This is a genomic window from Anaerobacillus sp. QJM3NY_32 (assembly GCF_056173645.1).
Genome location: NZ_CM149684.1, coordinates 2,282,397 through 2,307,648 on the forward strand (window position 1 = coordinate 2,282,397; position 25,252 = coordinate 2,307,648).

Annotated in this window: 23 protein-coding genes; 7 read left to right on the forward strand and 16 right to left on the reverse strand. The window is 38.8% G+C overall.

Going from position 1 to position 25,252, the window contains the following annotated elements; genetic code table 11:
* Position 1: 1 nt before the first annotated feature.
* The 4 genes from AC0VYH_RS12030 to AC0VYH_RS12045 all read right to left on the reverse strand — a co-directional run bounded on the left by AC0VYH_RS12030 (position 2) and on the right by AC0VYH_RS12045 (position 5,761).
* Positions 2-496, reverse strand: a complete 495-nt coding sequence (locus AC0VYH_RS12030; RefSeq protein WP_194221769.1) for a metal-dependent hydrolase — start codon at positions 494-496, stop codon at positions 2-4.
* Positions 497-653: 157 nt separating this feature from the next.
* Positions 654-3,080, reverse strand: coding sequence for a DNA topoisomerase IV subunit A (parC, locus tag AC0VYH_RS12035; RefSeq protein WP_475365273.1), 2,427 nt, complete (start codon positions 3,078-3,080; stop codon positions 654-656).
* 2 nt (positions 3,081-3,082) lie between these two features.
* Complete coding sequence (gene parE / locus AC0VYH_RS12040) at positions 3,083-5,053, reverse strand: DNA topoisomerase IV subunit B (protein ID WP_194221771.1); 1,971 nt, start codon at positions 5,051-5,053, stop codon at positions 3,083-3,085.
* A gap of 315 nt (positions 5,054-5,368) precedes the next feature.
* Positions 5,369-5,761: a hypothetical protein gene (locus AC0VYH_RS12045; RefSeq protein WP_283154182.1), complete on the reverse strand. Its 393-nt coding sequence runs from the start codon at positions 5,759-5,761 to the stop codon at positions 5,369-5,371.
* Between the two features lie 365 nt (positions 5,762-6,126).
* On the opposite strand from AC0VYH_RS12045, the gene AC0VYH_RS12050 reads away from it, so the two are divergent.
* On the forward strand, positions 6,127-6,708 hold the full coding sequence (locus tag AC0VYH_RS12050) for a biotin transporter BioY (protein ID WP_475365274.1): 582 nt from the start codon (positions 6,127-6,129) through the stop codon (positions 6,706-6,708).
* A gap of 82 nt (positions 6,709-6,790) precedes the next feature.
* Here the strand turns inward: AC0VYH_RS12050 and AC0VYH_RS12055 are convergent, their stop codons facing one another.
* The 5 genes from AC0VYH_RS12055 to AC0VYH_RS12075 form a co-directional block, all read right to left on the reverse strand.
* A complete protein-coding gene (locus tag AC0VYH_RS12055; RefSeq protein WP_475372572.1) occupies positions 6,791-7,966 on the reverse strand; it encodes an MFS transporter in 1,176 nt (391 codons plus the stop codon).
* A 164-nt stretch (positions 7,967-8,130) separates the two neighbouring features.
* A complete protein-coding gene (locus tag AC0VYH_RS12060) occupies positions 8,131-9,120 on the reverse strand; it encodes a sodium:calcium antiporter (protein WP_194221775.1) in 990 nt (329 codons plus the stop codon).
* A gap of 277 nt (positions 9,121-9,397) precedes the next feature.
* Positions 9,398-11,680, reverse strand: a complete 2,283-nt coding sequence (locus tag AC0VYH_RS12065) for an ATP-dependent DNA helicase (RefSeq protein ID WP_475372573.1) — start codon at positions 11,678-11,680, stop codon at positions 9,398-9,400.
* A gap of 8 nt (positions 11,681-11,688) precedes the next feature.
* Positions 11,689-12,969, reverse strand: coding sequence for a cytochrome P450 (locus AC0VYH_RS12070; RefSeq protein WP_475372574.1), 1,281 nt, complete (start codon positions 12,967-12,969; stop codon positions 11,689-11,691).
* 124 nt (positions 12,970-13,093) lie between these two features.
* On the reverse strand, positions 13,094-14,317 hold the full coding sequence (locus AC0VYH_RS12075) for an aminopeptidase (RefSeq protein ID WP_475373789.1): 1,224 nt from the start codon (positions 14,315-14,317) through the stop codon (positions 13,094-13,096).
* Between the two features lie 126 nt (positions 14,318-14,443).
* On the opposite strand from AC0VYH_RS12075, the gene AC0VYH_RS12080 reads away from it, so the two are divergent.
* Positions 14,444-15,091, forward strand: coding sequence for an SIMPL domain-containing protein (locus AC0VYH_RS12080; RefSeq protein WP_475367610.1), 648 nt, complete (start codon positions 14,444-14,446; stop codon positions 15,089-15,091).
* A gap of 20 nt (positions 15,092-15,111) precedes the next feature.
* Here the strand turns inward: AC0VYH_RS12080 and AC0VYH_RS12085 are convergent, their stop codons facing one another.
* Positions 15,112-15,525 carry a CoA-binding protein gene (locus tag AC0VYH_RS12085; protein WP_194221780.1) on the reverse strand — a complete coding sequence of 138 codons (414 nt, stop codon included), beginning with the start codon at positions 15,523-15,525 and terminating at the stop codon, positions 15,112-15,114.
* A gap of 73 nt (positions 15,526-15,598) precedes the next feature.
* Complete coding sequence (locus AC0VYH_RS12090; RefSeq protein ID WP_475372575.1) at positions 15,599-16,012, reverse strand: hypothetical protein; 414 nt, start codon at positions 16,010-16,012, stop codon at positions 15,599-15,601.
* A 252-nt stretch (positions 16,013-16,264) separates the two neighbouring features.
* Between AC0VYH_RS12090 and AC0VYH_RS12095 the strand changes: the two genes are divergently transcribed.
* Both AC0VYH_RS12095 and cspD read left to right on the forward strand, forming a co-directional pair.
* Positions 16,265-17,476, forward strand: a complete 1,212-nt coding sequence (locus tag AC0VYH_RS12095) for an MFS transporter (protein ID WP_475372576.1) — start codon at positions 16,265-16,267, stop codon at positions 17,474-17,476.
* 224 nt (positions 17,477-17,700) lie between these two features.
* Entirely contained in the window at positions 17,701-17,901 is a 201-nt protein-coding gene (gene cspD / locus AC0VYH_RS12100; RefSeq protein WP_048309367.1) for a cold-shock protein CspD, read from the forward strand.
* Between the two features lie 42 nt (positions 17,902-17,943).
* On the opposite strand, the gene AC0VYH_RS12105 is transcribed toward cspD, so the two are convergent.
* From AC0VYH_RS12105 to AC0VYH_RS12115, 3 genes are all read right to left on the reverse strand, one after another.
* Entirely contained in the window at positions 17,944-18,444 is a 501-nt protein-coding gene (locus AC0VYH_RS12105) for a hypothetical protein (RefSeq protein WP_475372577.1), read from the reverse strand.
* A 216-nt stretch (positions 18,445-18,660) separates the two neighbouring features.
* Positions 18,661-18,846, reverse strand: a complete 186-nt coding sequence (locus AC0VYH_RS12110; RefSeq protein ID WP_475372578.1) for a hypothetical protein — start codon at positions 18,844-18,846, stop codon at positions 18,661-18,663.
* A gap of 30 nt (positions 18,847-18,876) precedes the next feature.
* Positions 18,877-19,902, reverse strand: coding sequence for a GNAT family N-acetyltransferase (locus AC0VYH_RS12115; protein WP_475372579.1), 1,026 nt, complete (start codon positions 19,900-19,902; stop codon positions 18,877-18,879).
* 260 nt (positions 19,903-20,162) lie between these two features.
* Here AC0VYH_RS12115 and AC0VYH_RS12120 point away from each other — a divergent pair, with 260 nt between their 5' ends.
* Positions 20,163-20,381 (forward strand): hypothetical protein, encoded by a 219-nt coding sequence (locus AC0VYH_RS12120; protein ID WP_430242829.1) that lies wholly within the window; start codon positions 20,163-20,165, stop codon positions 20,379-20,381.
* Between the two features lie 351 nt (positions 20,382-20,732).
* Positions 20,733-22,100, forward strand: coding sequence for a YjiH family protein (locus AC0VYH_RS12125; RefSeq protein ID WP_475365285.1), 1,368 nt, complete (start codon positions 20,733-20,735; stop codon positions 22,098-22,100).
* Between the two features lie 165 nt (positions 22,101-22,265).
* Here AC0VYH_RS12125 and AC0VYH_RS12130 read toward each other — a convergent pair whose 3' ends face one another.
* Both AC0VYH_RS12130 and AC0VYH_RS12135 read right to left on the reverse strand, forming a co-directional pair.
* Entirely contained in the window at positions 22,266-23,207 is a 942-nt protein-coding gene (locus AC0VYH_RS12130; protein ID WP_475365286.1) for an NADP-dependent oxidoreductase, read from the reverse strand.
* A 67-nt stretch (positions 23,208-23,274) separates the two neighbouring features.
* Positions 23,275-24,168 (reverse strand): hypothetical protein, encoded by an 894-nt coding sequence (locus AC0VYH_RS12135; protein ID WP_475367618.1) that lies wholly within the window; start codon positions 24,166-24,168, stop codon positions 23,275-23,277.
* Positions 24,169-24,310: 142 nt separating this feature from the next.
* Between AC0VYH_RS12135 and AC0VYH_RS12140 the strand changes: the two genes are divergently transcribed.
* A complete protein-coding gene (locus AC0VYH_RS12140; protein ID WP_430242837.1) occupies positions 24,311-25,231 on the forward strand; it encodes a ketopantoate reductase family protein in 921 nt (306 codons plus the stop codon).
* Positions 25,232-25,252 lie beyond the last annotated feature (21 nt).

A 25,252-nucleotide genomic window follows, 5' to 3' on the forward strand; every position in this document is an offset into this window, starting at 1 on the left:
CTTACATCATTTGTTTGTATACTAGAAAAAGCGTTAGGATGATCAAACTACTTGATACGACACCTTCGCCCTTCGATGCCGTTTTCAAATAAAGCGGAAATCGTACGCGAAGAGGGATGGGGTAAAACAATTGAATACCTCTTACTGTCATGGCATCCAGCACAATATGACTAACGATGCCAACTAGAAGTCCAATTTGAATCAAGTGGTCGAATTGAAAGCTGAATGTTGACATCAACCAGTAGATTAGAATGATAAAAAGAATACTGTGAGTGATGGTACGATGACCAAAAAACCTGCTTATCCCTTTGGATAATGTCCTGGCCCTGCGTCCCGTCCATGATCCCGGATGACATATGTCCGGAAGAAGTGAACCAAAAAGACACGCTCCGTAAAAGACGATCAGTTCTGGTGCATCTAATTTATCTGTTATGTAGTAGCTTTGAGCGGCTACGCCAAGGCATATACCACCAATGGCGTGTGTTTTCCCCTCCATTTTATTCCTCCTTCATCTGTGTTTTCTTGTTCGTATTGTTGGAAAGTGCCATTTTAGAGGGGGTGCAATCATATGTTCGCATATCATTAAGTATAACACAAATCGATCACCACAAATACTAAAAAAAGACCCGCTCTGAAGCGGATCTTTTGATTGGTTATTCGGGTTTGTCGATTTTTTTGATTTCGATGGCATCGCCAGTTTCACTTATATCTACAACGAAAGAACCATTACTATAGCGATCATTAGGTCTGTACGTAGATGGATCGACTTCTACCGGCTCACCTTTTTTCGTTCGAACGATAATCAAGTCTTGTTTAGTTGTCGCGGCCACACCAACGACACGATGAGGATTTGATTTTAATTCTCTTAGCATCACGACACCACGCTTGGCCCTTGTGGTAATCTCAAATTCACTTAACTGCATTTTCTTGACTGCCCCTCTATGAGTGACAAGGAAAATGTCATGCTTAGCTGTTGGTTCATAAATAATTCCGCTCACAACGTAATCATCTTCTTTTAAATTAATGCCCTTCACTCCGCTTGCCCGCTGCCCGACAAGACTTATCTCTTCTTCTTTAAACCGAAGTCCGTAGCCGAAGTGTGTAGCTAGAAAGACTTCTTTACTTCCGTTTGTCCGGTATATATCAATCAATTCATCTTCTTTTTTTAACTTAAGAGCCATGAGAGGCTTTGAATAACGCTGAGCTTTGTATTGAGAAAGCTCTGTTTTCTTAATCATCCCTTGCTTGGTCACAAAGACGAGGAATTGATCATCTTTAAACTCTTTGACTTCCATAGCTTCAATAATTCGTTCGTCAGATTCAATGGAAACAATGTTTGCAACGTGCTGTCCTAAATCTTTCCACCTGATTTCTGGTAGCTCATGGACAGGCAAGTAAAGATAGCTTCCTTTATTCGTAAATAGCAAAATCGTGTGAGTCGTATTGCTATCAAATTGCCGTAGCAGCGTATCCGTTTCTTTCATTCCGAAGTCTTTTCCATTCGATGCCGCGTAAGAACGAGGGCTCGTCCTCTTAACATAGCCATCTTCTGTCACCGTTACAATCACGTCTTCAGATGGAACCATGACTTCAAGATTAACTTTGATATCTTCAATTTCATCTTCGATCACAGTCATACGACCATCTGCATATTTCTTACGGATTTCTAATAATTCTTTTTTGATAAGATTGACAAGTCTTTTCTCACTTCCAAGAATCGTTTCAAGCTTGTTAATAAGCTGGCTAAGCTCCTCAGATTCCTTTTGAAGCGTTGTGATATCCGTGTTTGTTAAGCGATATAGCTGTAAGTTTACAATCGCTTCGGCCTGAGCGTCTGTAAATTCGTATTGAACCATTAAATTGTTTTTAGCATCACGCTTATCCTTTGATGAACGAATCGTCGCAATCACTTCATCCAGAATAGAAATGGCACGAATGAGGCCTTCTACAACGTGCTGACGGTCTTTCGCACGTTTTAAGTCATATTCTGAGCGACGAATAACAACTTCCTTCTGATGTTCAATATAAGCCTTTAGAATTTGTTTTAATCCCATTTGCTTCGGTGTTTTGTTGTAAATGGCCACCATATTATAGTTATACGTAATTTGAAGGTCAGTTGCTTTGTATAAATATTTCAATATACCGTTAGCATCTGCTTCTTTTTTCAACTCAATAACGAATCGAAGACCTGTACGATCCGTTTCATCACGGACCTCTGAGATCCCTTCAATTTTTCGATCTACTCTTAGTTCATCAATTTTCTTCACAAGGTTCGCTTTATTGATTTCATATGGAATTTCCGTCACAACAATTTGTTGACGTCCTCCGCGAACTTCTTCAATCTCTGCTTTGCCTCGTAAAATGAATTTTCCTTTGCCCGTTTCAAATGCTTTACGAATGCCTTCTGTTCCCTGGGCAATGCCACCAGTTGGGAAGTCAGGTCCTTTAATAACGCCCATTAACTCTTGAAGTGTTACGTCAGGATTCTCCATTTGCATAACGGCAGCATCGATAACTTCTCCAAGGTTATGAGGAGGAATGTCCGTTGCATAACCCGCTGAAATACCCGTTGAGCCGTTAACGAGCAAGTTAGGAAAACGTGCTGGTAAAACAATAGGCTCATTTTGTGTATCGTCAAAGTTTGGAGCAAACTCAACTGTATCTTTATCAATATCTCGTAGAAGTTCTGATGAAATTGCTGCAAGGCGAGCTTCTGTATAACGCATCGCAGCGGGTGGATCTCCATCGACACTACCGTTATTACCATGCATCTCAACAAGGATGTTCCTTACTTTCCAATCCTGCGTCATTCTGACCATTGCATCATACACGGACGTATCTCCGTGTGGATGGTAGTTACCAATAACGTTACCGACCGTTTTAGCCGATTTTCGAAATGCTTTCTCTGCTGTGTTACCTTCATGGTGCATCGCATAAAGAATACGACGTTGCACAGGCTTCAGACCGTCCCTTGCATCGGGCAGGGCACGGTCCTGAATAATGTATTTACTATAGCGACCAAAAGCGTCTCCAAGGACATCTTCCAGTGGGAGATCTAAGAATTTTTCTGCGTTAGCCAATGTTACGCCTCCTCTTCAATAATGGAAATGTTCTCATTCTCGATGATATTTGTTTCTTCATTTAATCCGAATGCCACATTGGATTCAATCCACTGTCTTCGCGGTTCGACTTTATCTCCCATAAGAACGGAGACGCGTCGTTCTGCACGAGCAATGTCTTCAATCTTTACGCGAATCAATGTGCGGCTCTCAGGATTCATCGTTGTTTCCCATAATTGATCGGCGTTCATTTCACCTAGACCCTTATAGCGTTGAATCGTATAGCCTTTACCAACCTTTTTCATAGCCTCTTTCATGCCATCTTCATCCCAGGCGTATTCCACAACTTCCTTCTTGCCTTTACCCTTACTAATTTTATATAGCGGTGGAAGAGCAAGGAATACCTTTCCATGTTCAACTAACTGCTTCATATAGCGGTAGAAGAAAGTTAATAGAAGCACCTGAATATGAGCGCCGTCGGTGTCGGCATCCGTCATGATAATTACTTTATCGTAATTTGAATCTTCTATAGTAAAATCAGGTCCGACTCCCGCTCCAATAGCATGAATAATCGTATTGATTTCTTCGTTCTTAAAAATATCCTGCAACTTCGCTTTCTCCGTGTTGATAACTTTCCCTCGTAGCGGAAGGATAGCTTGCGTACGACGATCGCGTCCTTGTTTAGCTGAGCCTCCAGCTGAATCTCCCTCAACCAAGTATAGCTCATTCTTTTTGGGATTACGCGAAGTAGCTGGAGTCAGTTTTCCGCTTAGAATGGTTTCCTTGCGTTTACCCTTCTTACCAGATCGTGCATCTTCTCGTGCTCTTCTTGCAGCTTCCCGAGCTTGAGCGGCTTTAATTGATTTTTTTATTAGCATTTCACTAATGGACGGATTCTCTTCTAAGAAATAAGAAATCTGACCGGATACGATCGCATCAATCGCTGAACGTGCTTCACTTGTCCCTAGCTTGCTTTTCGTTTGCCCCTCGAACTGCAGCAATTCTTCAGGAATACGAACAGAAACAATGGCCGTAAATCCTTCGCGAATATCGTTCCCCTCAAGATTCTTATCCTTTTCTTTAAGGAGGTTCACTTTCTTAGCATAATCATTGATCACGCGCGTAATGGCTGTTTTCATTCCAGATTCGTGCGTTCCACCGTCTTTCGTTCGGACGTTGTTTACGAATGAGAGAACATTCTCTGAAAATCCATCATTGTATTGGAAAGAGAAATCTAGTTCAATACCATTGCTCTCACCGGTAAAGGTGACAACTGGATGAAGCGTCTCTTTGTCTTCGTTTAGATAGTTGATAAATGCCTCGATACCGGTTTCATAATAGAAGACTTCTTTACGGTCATGACGCTTATCATTCAGTTCAATCTTTAGTCCTTTAAGCAGAAATGCAGCTTCACGTAAACGTTCACTAAGGGTATCGTAGTTATAGTTTAGCGTGCTAAACATCGATGTATCCGGCTTAAAATGAATCGTCGTTCCCGTTTTGCGCGTTTTCCCAATATTTTCGAGAGTTGTTGCCGGCTTACCCCCATTTTCGAAACGTTGTTTGAAGATGAATCCATCGCGATGAATGGTCACTTCAAGCCATTCAGAGAGAGCATTTACTACAGATGCGCCTACACCGTGTAGTCCACCGCTCGTTTTATAACCACCCTGTCCAAATTTACCACCAGCGTGGAGAATCGTAAGTATAATTTCTGGTGTTGGTTTGCCAAGTTTGTGCATTCCAACTGGCATACCTCGACCGTTATCTTCTATACTGACACTATTATCTTCATATAAAGTAACGTTGATTTCATTCCCATGTCCTGCAAGAGCTTCATCAACTGAATTATCAACGATTTCATAAACTAGATGATGCAAACCTCTTGAGTCCGTGCTTCCTATATACATACCTGGACGCTTTCTAACCGCTTCAAGGCCTTCAAGAACCTGGATTGAATCGTCACTATACTCTTGCTTTTGTTTTGTTACCATGTTTTTCCCCTTTCAACTTGCTGTATAGACTAGCCTACCATACGAGAACGGGTGTTTCTATATTTTCTTATACCCTATCCTTTTTTTAAAGCATTGCCACATCGCAGTCATTTTAATAGCCAGGCAGTGGTTTACAGCTTCTTACTGAATGCGTCTCAATAGAAAAGGAATGATTCCTCTAAGCTTTTATTAGCAAAAGACTTTCTTTGTTCCTTCAAGTTTTCCCACTATGAGAACGACGATTATTTCCGTATTAAAAAATCCTGCACAGTGGCAGGAGAGAAAAAAACATCGAACCGTATTGTACCTTATTGTCTATTCTTCATCAATTGTTTTCACGACATGCACGTTACCTTCTTCATAACCAAGCGTAACGATATGACCTTCTTCAACCGACTCCCAATCAGATTTATCGGCTAAATAAGGAGTTTCGTTAACAATAAGATAATAATAAGGTTTTTCAACTGGCGTATTTGTCGCCTCTTCTGCATTTTCACTTGTTACATCTGCTTCATTTTCAACATTACTTTCATCTTTTTGAGCCGTCTCATTCGTAAGTTTTGGTTCTTCATAGCGGATCATCTTTTTTTGAACCTCACCTGTTACATTTTTAAGCTGTTCATCCTGTCCATTTGCGAAAGCAGTGCTAACGGCAAGTACGAAACATAGCAATAAAATAGACAGGAGAGTTCCTCTTAACAAGTTCATACAGAGGCTCCTTTCAACATACTTTCGCTCTTAGTTTACCATAGATTTTTTGTTGAGTAGTGCGTTTTCTCATAATCGTCTTCATTCCTCCGCAAAAAACATTTCGTTAAAATAACAATTCATTGACCGCACTTGGAGAGATCTTGACTGAAGTTTTCGTTTCCACAAACAAAAATATGTTAACTTTATATAAATAAAGGGTGTCGTTTAAATGTATATAAACTATTTAAATACTAAATCCCATTAAAACCAATTAAATTTATTCACTTGCTAACATTAATGTTAACTAAATATAAATTTATGTTGACACAATTTGATTTTTCTTTTACGATTCATTATAGTGATAACGAAAGTGAGGATCAGTCATGAGGAAAATGAAAACAATTGATTTAGTTTACGCAGGTATGTTCGCAGCATTAATGGCCGTTGGAGCAAATATTGCTCAATTCCTTGTTGTCGGTGGCGTGCCCATTACACTCCAAACTTTTTTCGCTATTTTAGCTGGCCTTTTACTCGGCAGTCGACTTGGCGCTATTTCATTGACTGTTTACGCATTCGTTGGTCTTGCCGGTGCGCCAGTTTTTGCGCAGTTTACTGGTGGTCCTGCCGTCTTATTTAAACCAACATTTGGATTTATTCTATCTTACATTTTAGTTGCTTATGTTGCAGGGAAAATCGTAGAATCAAAATCTAAACCAACTATGAGAACATTCATGATCGCAAGCTTTACTGGATTTATTTTGAATTATGTTCTAGGAACAAACTATATGTACTACGCATACAAGTTTTGGGCTGAAGCGCCTGAAGGATTTACTTATGGAATGGCATGGATGTGGATGGTTGCTCCACTACCGAAAGATGTGATTTTATCAATTGTAGCTGCTCTCATCTCACCGCGCATCTACAGTGCTGTTACGAAAACAGCAAAGCGAGCGCAAGTAGCTTAACACTGCATTCCTCTATTCCCAATAGATGAATATAAATTTACCGCCGGTATAACTACCGGCGGCCTTTTTTTACGTGTGAGTATTATTCACTTGCAGTTTGCTTTGTATTACTTGAATTTAAGAATAGAGAAACGATAAACATTAGTGCAAGGAAAACAATGACGAGACCAAATCCACCTTTCTCTCCGAAAGCTTCTGAAACAATTCCAATGATGTATCCTGCGATACCACCACCAATACCAGATGCTACATAGATTAAACCTAGTGCAGTACCGGGATTTTTTGAAATAGTCGTTCCAAATGCCGTAGCGGTTGGAAACAATGTAGAGAAGAAAAGTCCTGCTCCAGCAAATAAATAAGGTACCTGGTTCGCAAAGAAGAAGCTGACCGCTACGATAATGACTGATCCTAATGAGAAAGAAATCATAATCAATCGTTCGTTGATTTTATTCGCAAGATAAGCCACTCCTAAGCGCCCAATCATAAAGAATACTGAGAAGAGTGATAGAATCGTTGCGACCATATCCGATTTTGCCTCGGTAGATATGCCTCCTAATTCAAGAGATTTTAAGTAAGGCGGGAAGAAATTAGTAAACGAAACTTCTGCAGATACTTCGAAAATTAAGAAGAACATTAAGAAAATCATTTGTGCATCTTTTAACATTGGTATAAATGCTTTTAAATTGATTTTTTCTGCTTTTCCATCAGGGAATTTAACCGATGTGACATAAAAAATAACGAGAATATTTAAGATGGCAATAGCAAGATAGAAATATCGCCATGATGCAAATTGGAACATGTAGTTAAGGATTTGTGGAAAGACGATCATCCCAAGTCCATAGATCCCCATCGCTAAATTGAACATTTGATTCTGCTTCTCTGGATATGCAGCCGGTACAATCGCATTGGAAGCAACACCAAGCGCTCCAAGCCCGAACCCAATTAACATATAGAAACCTAAGAAGAATGTAATGTTTGGCGCAAATCCGGTACCTGCAAAACCGAGTCCCATGACAATCGTTGCAAAGACCACCATTATTCTTAACCCTTTTTTATCTGTTAAATAACCGAAAATCAAACTCGCGAGCGTAAATCCTAGTTGGAATATCAAGACAACTAATCCGAATTGACTCATATCAAGTCCAATATCCGTTTCAACTTTATCAAGTACAATCCCCTTTGTATTCGTCACCCCTCCAGAAACGAACTGGGTAAATAATAAAATAATTAACGCGTGAATACTTTTCCCTTTTGACATTGATCGTACCTCCATAAATTAATCTATCACAGGGGATTCCACGGTATATTTAACTTAAAACTTGCAATTATTTTCGGACTATTTTTCGGTAGCGTTACCATCTCTGTCACATCGAGTATTCTAGATAAGAAAAAAAGTTGCAGAGAGTATTAACTCTCTGCAACTTACTTCATCTGATAGACGAAATACGTAGCGACAAAATAGATCAAGACAATTAAAGTGGATGGCACCATATAAAAAAGCGTGCTACGTTTTTGTTTTCTTGTAATACTATATAAAATGACGAGCACCACCACAATTGATGATACGGTTGTCACAATATTAGACATGCTAGCATGCCTAAATAAGTTTGTCTTAAGATAAATAGCATCTGTAAACGAAAGCAGCATGATATTAAAGGCGTTACTTCCTAGAAGTGAGGTTATTCCCATACTGTAATTCTTAAGTTTCAACGCTGTTGCAACACTTACAGCATCAGGCAAAGAAGTACTCGCTCCTACAAGAAAGGATCCAACAAACGAAGCTCCTAATCCTGTGCTTTCCGCAATTCGATCGGCAGTTAATGTTAATACCGTTCCGACAATCATAATACCGACAGCGGATAAGATGAACATCGTTAGAACTTTTTGGTATGAAAACTCACCGTATTTTTCATTCTTTCGACTTCTCCGTTTCACTTTTTCTTCTGTTAATTTGTTAATCCATTTCACACCAGCAAAATACACAAGAACAAGAATGATCGAACTATATCCTATATGATAAATGCTCGCTGGTAGCGTTAATGATAATCCAGCTACAACGATTAACGTCATCACAATGACAAGATAGATGTAGAGCTTACTTCCTATATCTGTTTGTCCCATAATCTGTTCGCGACGGTAGACCATATCAAGAACGGCGAGGGCTAATAGATTAAATAAATTACTCCCAAGCAAATTCCCGATAGCAAGATCTGGACTATCAATAGCAATTGCCGTCACGCTTGATGTTAATTCTGGCAATGATATAGCAGCACCAATAATAATCCCCATAAACGCTGATGACGCTTTTGTTTTCTCGCTAATGGCATCGCCATACATAGCAAGTCGAGTAGCAACGAAATAGGTGGCAATCGCTGCTAAAATAAATAGAAGTATTGTGAACAATAAATTCATAGATGATCTCCTTAATACGTTCGATTTCCTTGTTCACCATTTCCTTCCCAAGTTAATACTAAACCATAATAAATAGAATGACTCGAAAATGTAATGTTCCATAATTGTAAAAGATTCACAAGTAAGATTTCCAAGGTATGAGTATACGTTTTGGGACATGAGTTATTAAGAAGCAATTTAGGCATGATGAGCAGGAAAATGAACCCCCACACTTAAAGAGCGGGGGTTTTGGTAAATGAATAGTTGTGAGCAAGCAGTTCAAAACGCCAGTGAAGACCTAAGGTACTTGAATTAGTTTAAAGTGTTGCCACTCATACGGTATTAATTGCTGGTAGCGTTTTTCTAAATAACGACTATCAATTAGCAATAAAAGACCTCGATCGGTTTCTGTTCGAATGAGTCGACCGCCTGCTTGTTGAACACGGTTCATGCCTGGGTAAACGTAAGTGTAGTCAAAACCATTTCTTCCAGCTTGATCAAAGTAAGATTTCATTAGCTGCCGCTCGGTATCAAAATTAGGGAGCCCTACTCCAACGACCACCACTCCTGTAAGGCGATCCCCTTTTAAGTCAATCCCTTCTGAGAAGATGCCACCTACAACAGCAAACCCAACTAAGCTACCTTTTCGATCAGATGTGAATTTTTTTAAAAACGACTCCCTTTCTTCTTCCGTCATCCCGCTCTGTTGAATGACTGTTTCCACTTCGTCAGGAGAAGTGAATGCCTCAAAAACTTGTTCCATATAGCCATATGACGGGAAAAAGAACAAATAATTGCCGGTTTTTTCATGAAGCACTTTTTGAAGAAGTGTAACAAGTCTTGGTAGTGTGCGCTCACGATCGCGGTACTTCGTCGAAAGAGGAGCAATATAAATATTCGCATGTTCACGTGGAAAAGGAGAAGGTATTTTCACAGCGTAATCTTCTTCTTTCCAACCTAGCATGTTTTGATAATATGAGAAAGGTGTAAAAGTAGCTGAGAAAAAAACATTCGATCGAAACCCTTTCCGCATCTTTTGAAGGAGATGTGAAGGATCGAAACAAAAGAGCTTGATTTTCACCTCGGACTTTCCTGCCTCTACATACGTCATATATCGCTGATCATAAAGTTTGGCAATCCGAATAAAGTTCTGTGCTAAAAAATACGTTTCAAGTAGAAGCTCATCGCTTCCTTCCTGAAGCAACTCGACTTCACTCACTTGCACAAACGTATCAAGCTGAACAATAAGCTCTTCATCAATTTCGGATAGAACTAGCGAACCATTCTGCGTCGATTTTCTGTACGTAATAAACGTGTTATTTATCGATGCTGCTGCGCTCGATACTTCGCTATTTTGTCTTTTGTAATTCCGCTTCAACTCAAGAAAGGGTGACTTCATTAATTCGGCAGAATACATTTCTCTCGCCCGATCAACGAGATTATGCGCCTCATCTATAAGAACCGTCGTTTGTTTCTTTTGCTCCTCAATAAGTCGCTTTAAAGAAACGCGAGGATCAAATAAGTAATTGTAATCGCATATAACCGCATCAGCCATGTAAGACAAATCTAGAGATAGCTCAAACGGGCATAGTCGGTGCTTATGAGCATATTTTTCAATAACCTCTCGAGTGATACGCGTCTCATGATGCAAAATATCAAGCATTCCATCATTAATTCGATCGTAATAGCCATTGGCATATTCACAATACTCTTTCTCGCAAATGGTTTTTTCCTTGAAGCAAATTTTATCTCTTGCGGTAATGGTCACTGATGAAGCATGTAGTCCTTTCGTTTCCATTAATTCAAAAGCTTCTTGAGCGGTTTCTCTCGTTATCGTTTTGGCTGTAAGATAGAAAATTTTATTACCATAGCCTTCTCCCATTGCTTTAACAACTGGAAATAGCGTACTAATCGTTTTTCCTATTCCTGTGGGCGCCGTAGCGAACAACGTCGCTTCATCTTGAACTGTTTTATAGACGCTTGCTGCTAACTTCCGCTGACCTTCTCGATAGGAATCAAAAGGAAAAGTGAGTGCTTTGCTGCTCTCATCACGCATGGTTAGATGCTTTTGCTTCCACCTGGCAAATGGAGCATACTGTTCGACAACCCATTTCATAAACTCATTTAACTCAGAGGCTGTTGTTTCCTGTTGATATCGTATAATCTCATTTGTTTCTGACTGGATATATGTTAACTGAATCGTGATTTTCTCTAAGTTGTATTCCTCAACAGCCATGTATCCATAACATTTCGCTTGCGCCCAATAAACTGGGTGTGTCCCCTCATCCACTTCAGTAAGCGGGAGTGACGTGGATTTAATCTCATCGATAATAAATTGTTCATCGTTTTTAAGTAAGCCATCACATCGACCTTCAATATGAAAAGTCATCTCTTCATAAATCAAATTTGTTTCAAACGGTACTTCTTTTTTGTCATGTTCTCCATAAGTCTTCTGAATCATCTGGTGCAATCGAGTTCCTTCCGTCATCGTTGTGGCTGTACGGAAACGAGCATCGATACTTCCCCTTCGAAACGCATACTCGACAAGAGGTCGAACGGACACATTAATCATTTCATTCATCTTATCACCTAATATTTTCGTTTATGCACATTCATTAATAGCCCATTCTTAATTCGTAAAGAAACAAGCGGCTCGGCTTCCACTCGTTGATCGCTCGAAGCCTGTTGAAGGTGAAACCTTTCTCCAATTGTAGCGAAAATGAGTTGAGCCTCATATGTTGCAAACTGACTACCAATACAGCTTCTCGGACCGCTGCCAAACGGGATGTATGTGAACGGAACTTGTTTTCTTTTCATTCGATCAATAGAGAACTGCTCGGGGTTTTCAAAAAAAGCAGGATTACGATGCATGATATAAGGACTGATTAAAAACGACGATCCAGATTTGAACGGATGGCCCATTATCTCAACAGGTTCTAACGCTTCTCTTAATAATACCCATGCTGCAGGATAAAGTCTTAAAGTTTCTTTAAAAAACTGGTCTGTTAATGGTCGATTCTTAAGGTCGTGATCGTTTATAGAGCGCCATTCAGTCACTAATTGTTTTTCTAATTCGGAATGTACAGAGAGTTCATACCACATCCATGACATGACATTGGCTGTTGTTTCATGTCCCGCGATTAACATCGTCAAAATCTGACTTCTTATTTCTTCTCTTGAAATCTGCGAGCCATCTGAATACGTGGTTTCTTGAAGGAGAGCTAATAAATGATCACCTTTTGGAGTCTGGGCAATAAGTTGATCAGCCAATTCGTTTAATCGCTCTTTCCCAGCTTGGTAGCGTCTATTACGTTCTGAAGGAATAAACGATGGAATAGGAAAAGGTAAGAATAAATCCCCGGCTGATTTTTCAATAATATGGGTTACTGCTTTAACTAGCTTAGCACTTTCTGGTTTTGAGACATCTTGTCCAAACATTGTTTTCGTAATAATTCGTAATGTTAACTTCATCATCTCGGAGCTAATACAGATAACATCTCCGTCATTCCATTCTTTGATAAACTGATTTGTTTCACCTAGAATAATTTCTACATATTGCGCCATTTTCTCTTTATGAAAAGCAGGCATAATCAATCTTCGTTGGCGTTCATGAGTTTGCCCTTCAGAAGTAAGCAAGCCTCTTCCGATCGTTTGACTGAGTAATGAAGCGGAGTTTCCTTTATGAAAAGATGCTGCGTTTGTAACTAGTATTTGCTTAATCGCCTCTGGTTGATGAACAACAAAAGAGGAAGCTCCTAATTCTACAAAATCAGCTACTTCCCTCGTCTTCAATAAGAAATCTAATGGAGCTTTACGAAAATCAAGGTAATTTTTCAAACGAATGCCAGTTAGCTTCTCAACAGTTCCCATCATATATCACCACTCACTGTTTTTCTTTATTATAGAAAGATCTTCATAAGACTTTCAATTTTCAACAGGTTAAACTAGATAAAAAACGCTCTATCTGATTAAACCAGATAGAGCGTTTTTTTCGTTAGTTCACATCAATTGCCCAATTTCCATCACGGAAAATCGCTTCTGTGGATCCATCTTCCTTCACACCATCAATATCCAGTTCTCCAGAACCCATCATAAAATCAACATGAGTTACGCTGTTATTTACCCCATTTTGATCTAATGCTTCATCGTCCATGTTAGCTCCACCTTTTACGCTGCTTGGATAAGCTTTACCCAGAGCAAGATGGCAGGAAGCATTCTCATCATACAGGGTATTAAAGAAAATAAGTCCTGATTGAGAGATAGGAGATTGATGTGGCACAATGGCGACTTCACCGAGTCGACGAGAGCCTTCATCCATGTTCAATAAATTCTCAAGGGTTTCATATCCTTCTTTTGCAGAGAATTCTACCACTTTACCTTCTTTAAAAGTAAGTGAGAAATCATTGATTAAGTTACCACCATAGCTTAGTGGCTTTGTACTTGAAACGGTACCATTCACACCATATTTGTGCGGTAATGTAAACACTTCTTCTGTTGGCATGTTGGCATTAAATTCGATGCCCTGCTCAGAAATAGATGAACCACCTTTCCAAATATGCCCTTCAGGCAATTCAATTTCAAGATCCGTCCCTGGAGCCTTATAGAGGAGCTTTTTATAATGTCTGTCATTCAATACTTTTCTTGCTTTTGCAAGAGTGGCATTATGTTCATTCCAGGCTGCTACTGGATTTTCTTGATCAACACGAGTAATTTTAAAGATTTGCTCCCAGAGCTTTTCAACAGCTTGTTCCTCTGATGAATCAGGGAAGATTTTTTTCGCCCATTCATCATTTGGAATAGCTACAATTGACCACGTAATTTTGTCATTCATCGTATATTTACGGAAGTTCTTCATCGCTTCTCCGCTCGCTTTATTCGAGGCTGAGATACGAGAAGATTCAATTCCTTTTAGTAGATCAGGGTTTGTAGAGCGGATTGATAGTATCGCTGCCCCTTCACTTGCGAAATGATCAAACATTTTCACACGCCATTCTGGTACGTTTTCAAGCACATCCTGGGCTGCGTTTTCATACCATAAACGGTCAAGATCATCATCGCTCCAATTGATATGTACAGTCCTAGCGCCTATTTCGTAGGCTTTTTTTACGACGATTCGTGCGAAATCAGCTCCTTCAATAGAAGCGTTTACAACTAGCATTTGATCATTTTGTAAATTAACTCCACGTTTAAGAGCAAGTTCTGCATACTTTTCTAACATGATTTTTTCTGGCAACATGCATTCCTCCTTAGTATCGAAACGACTACTAAAATTTTAACAAAAGAGAAGCTTTCTGTCCTCTTAATCGCAATGATTTGTTTAGAATAATAGAAAGAAGTGTGAAAAATGACAAAATCGAATGTAAGTATAAATAGTGAGTGTCAATGCGACAATACAATAACAGTATTTGGAACGGGTGAAGTGAGTGCTACTCCTAATATCGCCACTATCATTACAGGTGCTACCACAACTTCTAAGCAGGTTACGGAAGCTCAAGAAGAAAACGCAGAATTAATCGCTGCGATTGTATCGTCTTTGCGATCAATCGGAATACCGACAGAAAGCATTCAAACGTCTGATTACAGGATCGAAGAAAACGTCCGGTATGAAGACAACACTAAAATCTTTCTCGGATACAAAGTTACACACTTACTGACAGTTACAGTTGAGCCAGTGAAGAAAGCAGGAGCAGTCATTGACGTTGCGGTAGATTCTGGCGCTAATGTCGTCTCAGATATTCGTTTCGAAATAAAAGACCCAGATATTTACTATCAAAAAGCGTTAAGTGCCGCTATGGAAAAAGCCAATCAAAAAGCTCAAACAATCGCTCAGTCTCTCCACATCTCTCTACCACATACACCACACCGAATCATTGAAACCGGTTCTGCAGCGCCATCACCTCGCATGTTTAGCGAAATGCAAAGTACGCAAATACAACCTGGGCAGTTAACAATTGGTGCGCAGGTGACATTAATTTTTCTTCTTACCTCATAAAAAAAGGGCGTACCAACGCCCTATTTCGTCATAGCATGTTCAACTTTAATGCAGCGATCCATAATCATTTTCATATTATGCTTTTTCCCATATTCATAAGCTTCTTCATTCATTACGCCAAGCTGTGCCCAGAAAACGTCCGCACCAATTTCTACGGTTTCTTTCATAATATCAGGAAGAAATTCGCTTCTTCTAAATACATTCACGATGTCTACGTGACCTTTAATATCTTTCAATGAATCTACCGCTTTTATGCCGAGCGCTTCATCAATTGTCGGATTAACCGGGATGATTTCATAACCTGCATCCATCATAGCCTGCGAGATCATAAATGAAGTACGTCCTGGATTATTTGATAAACCAACGACGGCAATTCGCTTATTTGTTTTTAGAATCTTGCCGATTTCTTCTCGAGTCGGGTTTTCAATTGCCATGTAGTTCTCCCCTTTGCAATTTATGGTATATCTCTATTATAGAAGATGTATGAGCATAGAAAAACTATTTCGCTCAAAGCTCTTGTGAGAGCCGTCTCATCTCCATTATTACAAGCTCAGGGCAGTCATAAGGAATATTATGCCCCGATCCTTTTGCCTTTATGTATCGTAAACCAGTAGCGAGTTTCGCTTGTTCGAAATTCAGTTCCTTCCAAATTTGCTCCAAAGTGACAGCTTCATTTGCAGGAGTCCCTGCTTTTATCTGCTGTTTGGAATCATGTTCTCCATCTCTTCCAATGACAGTAAGAGGAAGATTTGGGAAATTCGATTTCTCTAATTGATTGGCACTAGAAACCATGTTGCGAATCTCGCTTCCGACAGCACGATACAAATCAGGACATGTATTATAATCGAACAAACCAGTTTGAATATCATCCTCCCATCTACGGAATAGTTCCGGCAACTCTGGTTGAAGTTCTGCGATCAATTCTTCTTTCGTCATTTTTGCGTAATTGGTCTATTTCTTTTAACCTGCTCTAGATTTACATATTTTGTTTATTAATAGTCTCGCTTCTGTTTTATCTATTTGTTATAATTTTCTTAATTAACTGAAGGGAGATTTCAATATGTCAAAAATCCTACGATTAATCTCATCAAACGGGAGGGACGTATAACGAAAATCTAACTGTACCCCTCCTATCTTTCTATTGTCGGAACTTATATTGAAAGTTGGAGGAACATGTCATCTCATTCAACACGAAATCTTACCCTTTTATTCTGGGTGAACTTTTTTGGTACCATCAGTTTTTTGCAACCGGTTCTTACACTTTTTTATGTAAAAAACGGCTTAAACGAAGCTGATATCCTCATCATCTTGATGTGCTGGAGCGGCGCTGTCTTCATCGGTGAAATCCCAACTGGAGTTTTCGCGGATGCATATGGAGCTAGAAATGCATTTCTAATAGGAGCCATCATCAAGATAAGCAGTATAGGTATTCTTTTAATGGCAGATAGCTTAACAATGTTTATGCTGTTTAGCATCTTAAATGGATTATCGGTCACCTTTTTTTCTGGTGCAGACGAAGCATTAATTTATGAGTCATTAAAGAAAGATAAAAACCATCACAAAATGGATGAAGTCATGGGGAAAATTCAATCAGCGGGATTTATAGCTATGATGATTGCTGTTCTAGTTGGATCATTTCTTGCTAAAGATTTACAGAGCGAACAATTTCAGCTACTTATTCTCTTCAGCCTCATTTCTTATATTATTGAATTCATTCTCTTGTTATTCATCCGTGAACCATCAGGCAAAGTAGAAGTTAAAGGGACATCTTTACAAAATGTAATTGAAGGGATTCAGGTGATTAAGAAAGCACCTGAACTGTTATTCCTTTTCCTCAACCTCACGCTCGTCTTTATTCCTACCGTTGCGGTGTTTCAAAAATTTGATCAGCCATTGATGATTAATGCTGGTCTGCCTGTCTACATCATTGGGCCTATTTATGCTGTTGGTGCATTACTTGCATTCTTTTCATCTAGAAGTATCAATATGCTTCATAGGAATTTCTCTTATAAGGTGCTTATGTACTTTTCTGGTTTTCTTTCAGCATGCGGGCTAGTCGTCGCTGCAATTTTTCAAAATCAGCTCTGGGTTATTTTGTTTGTAGTCTTGTTTCTAAGATGGGTAGGCGCCATTAGATATCCGATTTATTCCAAGTTGAGCAATGACCTCATCCCTTCTCACATAAGAGCAACTACGATCTCTTTGCTATCCATATTAGATTCTGTATTTGATTTAGTTGTCTTTACCTTATTAACTTTGTTTGCAACGAGCGGCATTCAGGGTATTCTCATCGGATCTGCTATTGTCGCACTGATAGGATCAACTCTTCCAATTCAAATCAACAAAAGGCGAGCAAAACTGGGATCCAGTCTAATGAATCGGTAAATAAATTTCCAGAATGATTTGCAATTTATAAGAGGCGGTGCTATTATATATTTAAACCATTTTACTATTAATATATTTAGGATTTAAATTAGCTGTAGCTTCGAAAGAGGGTAACAAAGTTAAATCCTCTTAAAAAGCTGCAGTTTTTTAATGTAAACGTATTACAATGGTAAATGGTGAATTTTAAATTATGTACGATGAGGTACATTAGGAGGCAATTTTTTATGCAAAACGGTAAAGTAAAATGGTTCAACGCTGAAAAAGGTTTCGGTTTCATCGAAGTTGAAGGTGGAGACGACGTATTCGTACACTTCTCTGCAATCAATGGTGAAGGTTTCAAAACACTTGACGAAGGCCAAGAAGTTAACTTCGAAATCGTAGAAGGTAACCGCGGACCACAAGCAGCTAACGTAACAAAAGCATAAATCGCTTTACAAGCCCCAGACGATCTTTCGTCCGGGGCTTGTTTATTTTCTATAAATGATTAGCTTTAATCCTTTATTAGACCAATCATCCAATACATGATGCACAGACTGACATTGATAAGGATGGAACATCGTTTGACCATTTTTATTTAACAAAACCCTCTCATTAATCGCATAACAGCCATGAACAGGCGTGTCATTGTTGAACCACACAAATACATCCTCAGAATTCACGGTATTTCGACTGCTCACTTTTTTATATCCATACGATTCTAAAGAGGAAAGAAACTCATCGCCCACTACCCACGATTGTGCTAAGTGTTTTCTTCGAACAGCTTCCTTTTCAAGATTCATCAATGTAAAAGCAAAACAATTCGGTCCGTTGCATCCCGTAAAGGTATTAATCAAGGCTGAATTTGTTGTTACTTCTTCGTTTGTTTGTATCGAAACAGATGCAGATGAAATAAAACTTTTTGAGATGCTTTCTAGTAGCTTAAACCTAAAGGAAATAGGTAGCAGGTTCCAACTCCAACCTTGAAACACTACGATTTCTTCTCCTTCATAGTTTAGTGAAATTTCCTCCAAAATGGCTAAAGCACTTGGTTCAGGATTAATCTCTAAGAGCTCCCGAAATCTAAAATGAAAACCACGTCCATTTTCTACTTGGTCGAGAAGAAGTTCTATTTGCACGGCTTTATGAAGTGATAAAAATGATCCATTCGATACCTTTGCAATCCACTTGCATTTAGGATGAACATTCTATGTTAAGAAAGACGTTCGCTCATCAAGACTTAATTGGGAGTATCCATCTTTTCTAGAAACAGCTGTGAATTTCTTCGGTTTATTTTCAAAGAATAAGAGATCATAATTAGGTACAAATTTAGCGTCCCATTCTTCAAGAACTTCTTCTGATAATCGGTTATTTTTCACTTGTTTTATTTCCAATTCTCACCCGCCCTTTCAATCAAAGTCTTATCAATTACGTTGCTTATTAGAAGAGAGCTTTTTACTAAGGAGTATTTCGTCATGAATAGGTATGTTTTGATGACCGGTTAATGGAATCTCGGGCTTTACTTGACGAGCTAAATCAACCGCTCCCCTAGCAACATCTTTCATTCTGTATCGCTTTCGCTGATAAAATTTAAGAGCGCTAAGGTTATCGTTGGTTGTGATTACCTTTATTTCTGAACATTCATTCTCGACTGCCACAAGCTCTATTCTCATCAATAATCGACCGCCAATCCCTTCCTTTTCGATCAAACTATCAAGAGAAATAATTTCAACATGATCTTCATACAATCGATAGGTCGCAACACCTATTATCTCTCCAGCTGAATCATAAGCTAAGAATCCATCTAATTCATGTAAATTATACGTTCCGGTAGAGATCACCATTTCTGTGCTGCCCCACAATTGAACAAATAATCGGGACAACGTCTTTCTATTACAATGATTAATGGGCACAATACGGTATCCAGCAAAATCATAAGCCATTAGGGTGCAGTCGTTCCAAGAACCTTCATGCAATTCATGTTTAGGAAGGATACCTAAATTCGCAAAACCTACCTGCTGATAACATCGTATCGCCCTCTTATTCCAGTGCTGTGGATCCATGACTATAAGAGAACCTTTTAAAGTTCTTTCAATATAATACACAACTGATCGAATGAGCTTTTTCCCAATATTTTTATTCCAATATGAGGTTTCCCCGATAAACTGGTCCATGCCATATGACTGATCAGGGAGCTTGATCCCCTCTACCTCTGCTAACAAATAAAACTGTATGTATCCGATCGGAATATCATGAAACAACACAAGGCACCTTACTTCATCGTCTTCTATAAAATAATCTTCCAAAACTTTTTCTCTTGTATATGGCCGGTCTCTTCCTTCGTAATAAGCAAGAACTTGTTGATCTGTTAACCATTTTAATAGAAAGAGCTCATCCCCTTCTTGAAGATAACGAATACTTAACTCATCATGTTGGATAATGAAATTCATTTTTTAACCTCCACCACACGCTTCATTTTATAACTTATGTAAACTCCTAACCCTACTACTATCGGTACTTTTCGCATTAGAGTGAATGCCTGATTGTTGATCATTCAAAAAAAATTAAAAAAAATACGCATAAACAGTAATACTTCTCCTCGTTTTAGGGTATACTAGTAAGTTTAGGTTGTATCAATACAAAGATGAGTGTGTTACACTTAGAGGAACTTATTAGAGATGGGACTTGATAAACATATATGGGAAAATACATGATTGACCACCAAAAACAAATTGTCCATAGGACAGCCTACGCTGGTGATGAATGTCATTTACCCGAGACGCCGATCAAAGATCGTTCTGAAGCCAACCATGAAGAAGAACTTCTCGTTTTTCTTAGACAAAAAGGCTATCGCAAATGTGCATCCTGTTTCTTTGGCTCAACTTTTGAAGAACATTATGAATTTGACACTCCTCCAAGATACGTATAAACGTTCATTGACTATATAAAGCAAATAAATTAATAGATAAATTTGTCAAAGACAAGGATCAGCTGATCCCTGTCTTTTTATTTTGGAATAGTTAGATATGATCGTTCATTTCTCAAGTTTAAGGTTGATTAATTTGAAAGAAGCGTTATATATCTGTTTCACCCTTTTATTGTGAGCGTTTTCAAGATATAATGCAATTGGTCGCTCTTTTCTGAACACTTTTTCTATTCAAGAGTTTGTATTTTCATGTTACATAAAAGGGGTTGATATGTTATATTCATAATTATGTTTTTATAAAAATACGTTTTAGTTGATAGAAAATCCGTTGCAAAACGACAGAGGTGACACTACGTGAACAGTACTCATCAAAGAAAAGTAACTTCAGAAGGATTATTAAAATTTATTATCCCATCTCTCATTGGTATTTTCTTATTCATGATTCCCATACCAAATGATGAAGGTGTTACGATTCCAATAGCAAAACTAGCTGGTTGGCTCCAGGGCCTATTTGGGACAGCTATCCCTTTCTCTCTTCCCGCAATTATGACCATTGTTATTACAATTACAGCAGTACTTAGTTTCCTAGCAGTAGTAGCTAAACCTGATTGGATTACGAAGAGTTCATTCCTGACAAGTCTATTACAAGTATCAGGTATTTGGTTGCTTGCTCGTATTCTGGGTATGATTTTCGCGATATTAACACTATTTAAAATTGGTCCAGAATGGGTTTGGTCAGACGCGACTGGAGGATTATTACTAAATGATCTTATTCCTATTCTTTTTTCTGTATTTTTATTTGCGGGGCTTTTCTTACCTCTTCTACTAAACTTCGGTTTGTTAGAATTTTGCGGAACACTTCTTACGAAAATCATGCGTCCGATTTTCACTCTACCAGGTCGTTCTTCAATTGACTGTCTTGCTTCCTGGATGGGCGATGGTACAATCGGTGTTCTTCTAACGAGTAAACAATATGAAGATGGTTATTATACGAAACGAGAAGCAGCCGTCATTGGCACAACATTCTCGGTAGTATCGATCACTTTTAGTATTGTTGTACTTCAACAAATGAAACTTGAGGAATACTTCTTACAATATTATTTAACGATTGTGTTAGCTGGAGTTGTGGCAGCTGTTATTATGCCGAGAATCCCACCCCTCTCGAGGAAACCCGATACTACTTACGAAACAGAAGCAGATGCACCTGATGATACGATACCTGAAGGCAAATCTCGTTTTCAGTGGGGAGTAATCCAAGCAACAAGAACAGCGGTAGATAATCGTGCCTCGAACGTTATCAAAGGCGGATTTCAAAATGTACTCGACATGTGGATGGGCGTTATTCCAATTGTTATGGCGATCGGGACCATTGCTTTAATTATTGCTGAAACAACACCACTATTCAGTTACCTTGGTGCTCCGTTCGTTCCTATTCTAAATTTAATGCAAGTTCCTGAAGCCGCTGAAGCAGCTCAAACTATGGTAATAGGTTTTGCAGATATGTTCTTACCAGCCATAATTGGTGCAGATATCGAAAGCGATCTTACTCGATTTGTTATCGCGAGTCTGTCTGTTACTCAGTTAATTTATATGTCTGAAGTTGGTGGCTTGCTCTTAGGATCAAAAGTTCCTGTACGTTTTATTGACCTATTTATTATTTTCATTGAACGTACGATTATTTCTTTACCTATTATTGTAGTCATGGCACATATTATTTTTTAAATTAGTAAATCCGGGACAAATAGTTCCGGATTTTTTATTTTGTTTCTTGCTATTATTTATATAATTGATACTTTTATAAACCATTTATATATTTTTTATTATAAATACGATATATGAAATTTTTCGTTTGCGTAAAAAAACAGCGGCATACTAGCCGCTGTTCCCTTATTCTTTATCAAACAAAATAACAATTTTCCCTTTAGCATGATGTGATTCACTTAGTTCGTGTGCTTCCTGAATGCCTTCTTGACTAAATGGGAAACGGTGACCGATCGTCGCTTTAATATGACCATTTTCCATCAATGAAGAAATTTCATTTAACTGTTCTCCATTTGGTTCAAGCCATACATTTCCTGAGCGAATGCCTTTTTCCTTGGCTTTCTCTTTATCAGGCTCTCCTACAATCGAAACCAATCGACCTCCGCCACGGAGAACTGTAAAGCTTTTTTCTTGGATTTCGCCACCCATCGTATCAAGAACTACATCATATTCTTCTAATTCTTCTGAAAAGTCCTCTTCACGATAATTAATAACTCGATCTGCTCCAAGTGACTTTAGATAGGCTTCGTTTTTGCCACTCGCTGTTGTCGCAACATATGCCCCTTTATGTTTTGCAAGCTGGATGGCAAAACTACCGACACCACCGGACCCAGCATGAATTAACACCTTTTCATCTTTTTGAAGATCAGCGAAATCAATTAAGCACTGCCATGCGGTTAAACCTACAAGCGGAACCGATGCTGCTTCTTCATAAGAAATATTATCTGGAATGAAGGCAAGCAAATGATCATCTACCACGACTTCTTCTGCATATGTACCATTTGCAGTTGTTGCTGGCCTTGCAAATACTCGATCTCCTTCTTTGAAACCTTCTACGGCTGAGCCTACTTCTTTTATGACACCTGCAATATCCCAACCAAGGATAATTGGAAATTGAAAAGGTAGCATTTCTTTCAAGTAGCCTTCCCTCAATTTCCAATCAATTGGATTGATCGACGTTGCATAACTCTCAACAACAACCTGGTTTTCTCCTGGAGAAGGTGAGGCTACCTCTTTTTCAACTAACTGATCTTTTCCTCCATACTGTTCAATAACAACTGCTTTCATAGTAGAAAACTCCTCTCAATCATTGATTCTCTACTATGTTCCCGTTATATCCCTCATTCTAAACAGACTAACTTTCAATACGACCGAATTTTGACAGTGTTATTAAGTTCTGAACTGTTAAAAATCCCTGCCATTCTTTTTTTGCGCCTTCCCAACTGTCTTCGTATTGTCCCCATGACCAACTTGGTTCCCAACTGCCATTAGAAAGTTGTTTTTGAATTAAATAATCCAAATTCACTTGAAGCTCTTGATTGAGCTCTTTAGCAAAAGGAGATTGATCAGACTCAACAAGAACAACGGGTTGTACACCATAATGATCCCATTTTTCAGGACGATCTATGATATATGGCAATTTCTGCTTAATTTTCTCGTGAATTTTTTTGTTAATCTCACCACCAGCTAACTGAGCTAAACGAAGATAGCACTGTACCTCATGAATTTCGTATTCATTTAGGCTATCCAGGTGATTCATCACTTTAGCCAATGATTCTGAAGTGATCGAATAATTACTCCCATAGTGTAAAAAATACCCTACAATTTCTGCATCGGGATTGGCAGAATAAGCGACATCTCCTTCCGTTACCTTCCACCACGGAGCGTGTGGCACTGAATTCACTGAATGAGGTACAGCTTGCCAACTCTGCTTTTCAACTTGATATGTACTTCTCAAATAGTGAAGACCATCCTTAACAAACGGGTGATCAGAATCGAGGTCAAGCTGAGTCATGTATTGAAAAGCAACTGAGGTTGCCATAGGAGAAGACTCTTTCAGGCGAAAATCAGGTTCAAGATTGTTCCCAAATCCCCCATCTTTATTTCGGAATTCTTCCAGTTCTTTCAGCACACTTTCTTTGTCGCCATTTCCTTTCCAAAAAGCAAAATACTCTCGATCAACCGGCCTCGCATGATTACGAACAAAGGAACACGCTGCTTCAAAACGTTCTTGTGATAATATCTTCACATTAATCAACCCTTTCTACTTTTTCGGTCACTTATAGCTAATTTCTGGACAACGTTGTCATTTCCTTTTATCCCTACTTGAATTTATTTGTAAGAATAAGTAGAGTGTTATTAGAAAGAAGATTTCGACAAGGAGGATACTTATGAATATTATAATTTTTGGTGCTGGTGCACTTGGTACATATTTCGGGTCAAGATGGTCTGAAACTGGTGAAAACGTCTCCTTTTATGTTCGTGAAGGAAGAAAAGCGCAAATTGAACAAGAAGGGCTACAAATAATAAGTGTAAAAGGTAATACGAAGGTGCGCTCTCCTAAACTCATCACAAATGCGTCTGAAGTATCTTCCGTTGACCTTGTTCTTCTGGGCGTTAAAGGGTATCATCTTGAAGATAGTCTTCCAGTTCTCAAGGAGCTTGTTGCGAAAGGAGCAAAGGTTCTTCCTATACTAAATGGAATTGAACATATTTCCATCCTCAAAGATGAACTCGGGGAAGAAGCAGTACTCGGTGGATTATCGTACATTATTGCTACTCTTGATGACCATGGACACGTACAACACACGAGTGAACTACATGAACTAATCTTCGGTCCGCTCCACCCTTCTCAAGAAGAAATCTGTGCTTCATTAAGCAAAATAAATGAGCATGCGAATTTTAATTCTCAATTAACTTCAAACATCGAAGAAGAGATGTGGAAAAAGTATATGTTCATTTCAGCGATGTCTGGTGTAACTACGGCTGGAGATTTTCACACGGGCATCATAAGAGATGTACCCGAAACCCTCAAACTAGTTGAAAATGTGATGAGTGAGATCAGAACACTTGCATCACAGTATGACATACACATCAATCAAGAAGATATTGATCGCCGCATGAAGTCATTCCAATCCCTTCCTTACGAAGCGACTTCCTCCATGCATCAAGATAAAAGAAAAAAGAACAAGCTAGAAGTCGAGCATCTTCAAGGAGGGGCACTTCGTCTTGCTGAGCAGGTGCAGATGAAACTTCCTTATACAGAGACGCTATATCGTTTAATGAAACCGTACGAAAACCAAATGAAATAAAACAGCATAAGAAAAAGCGAG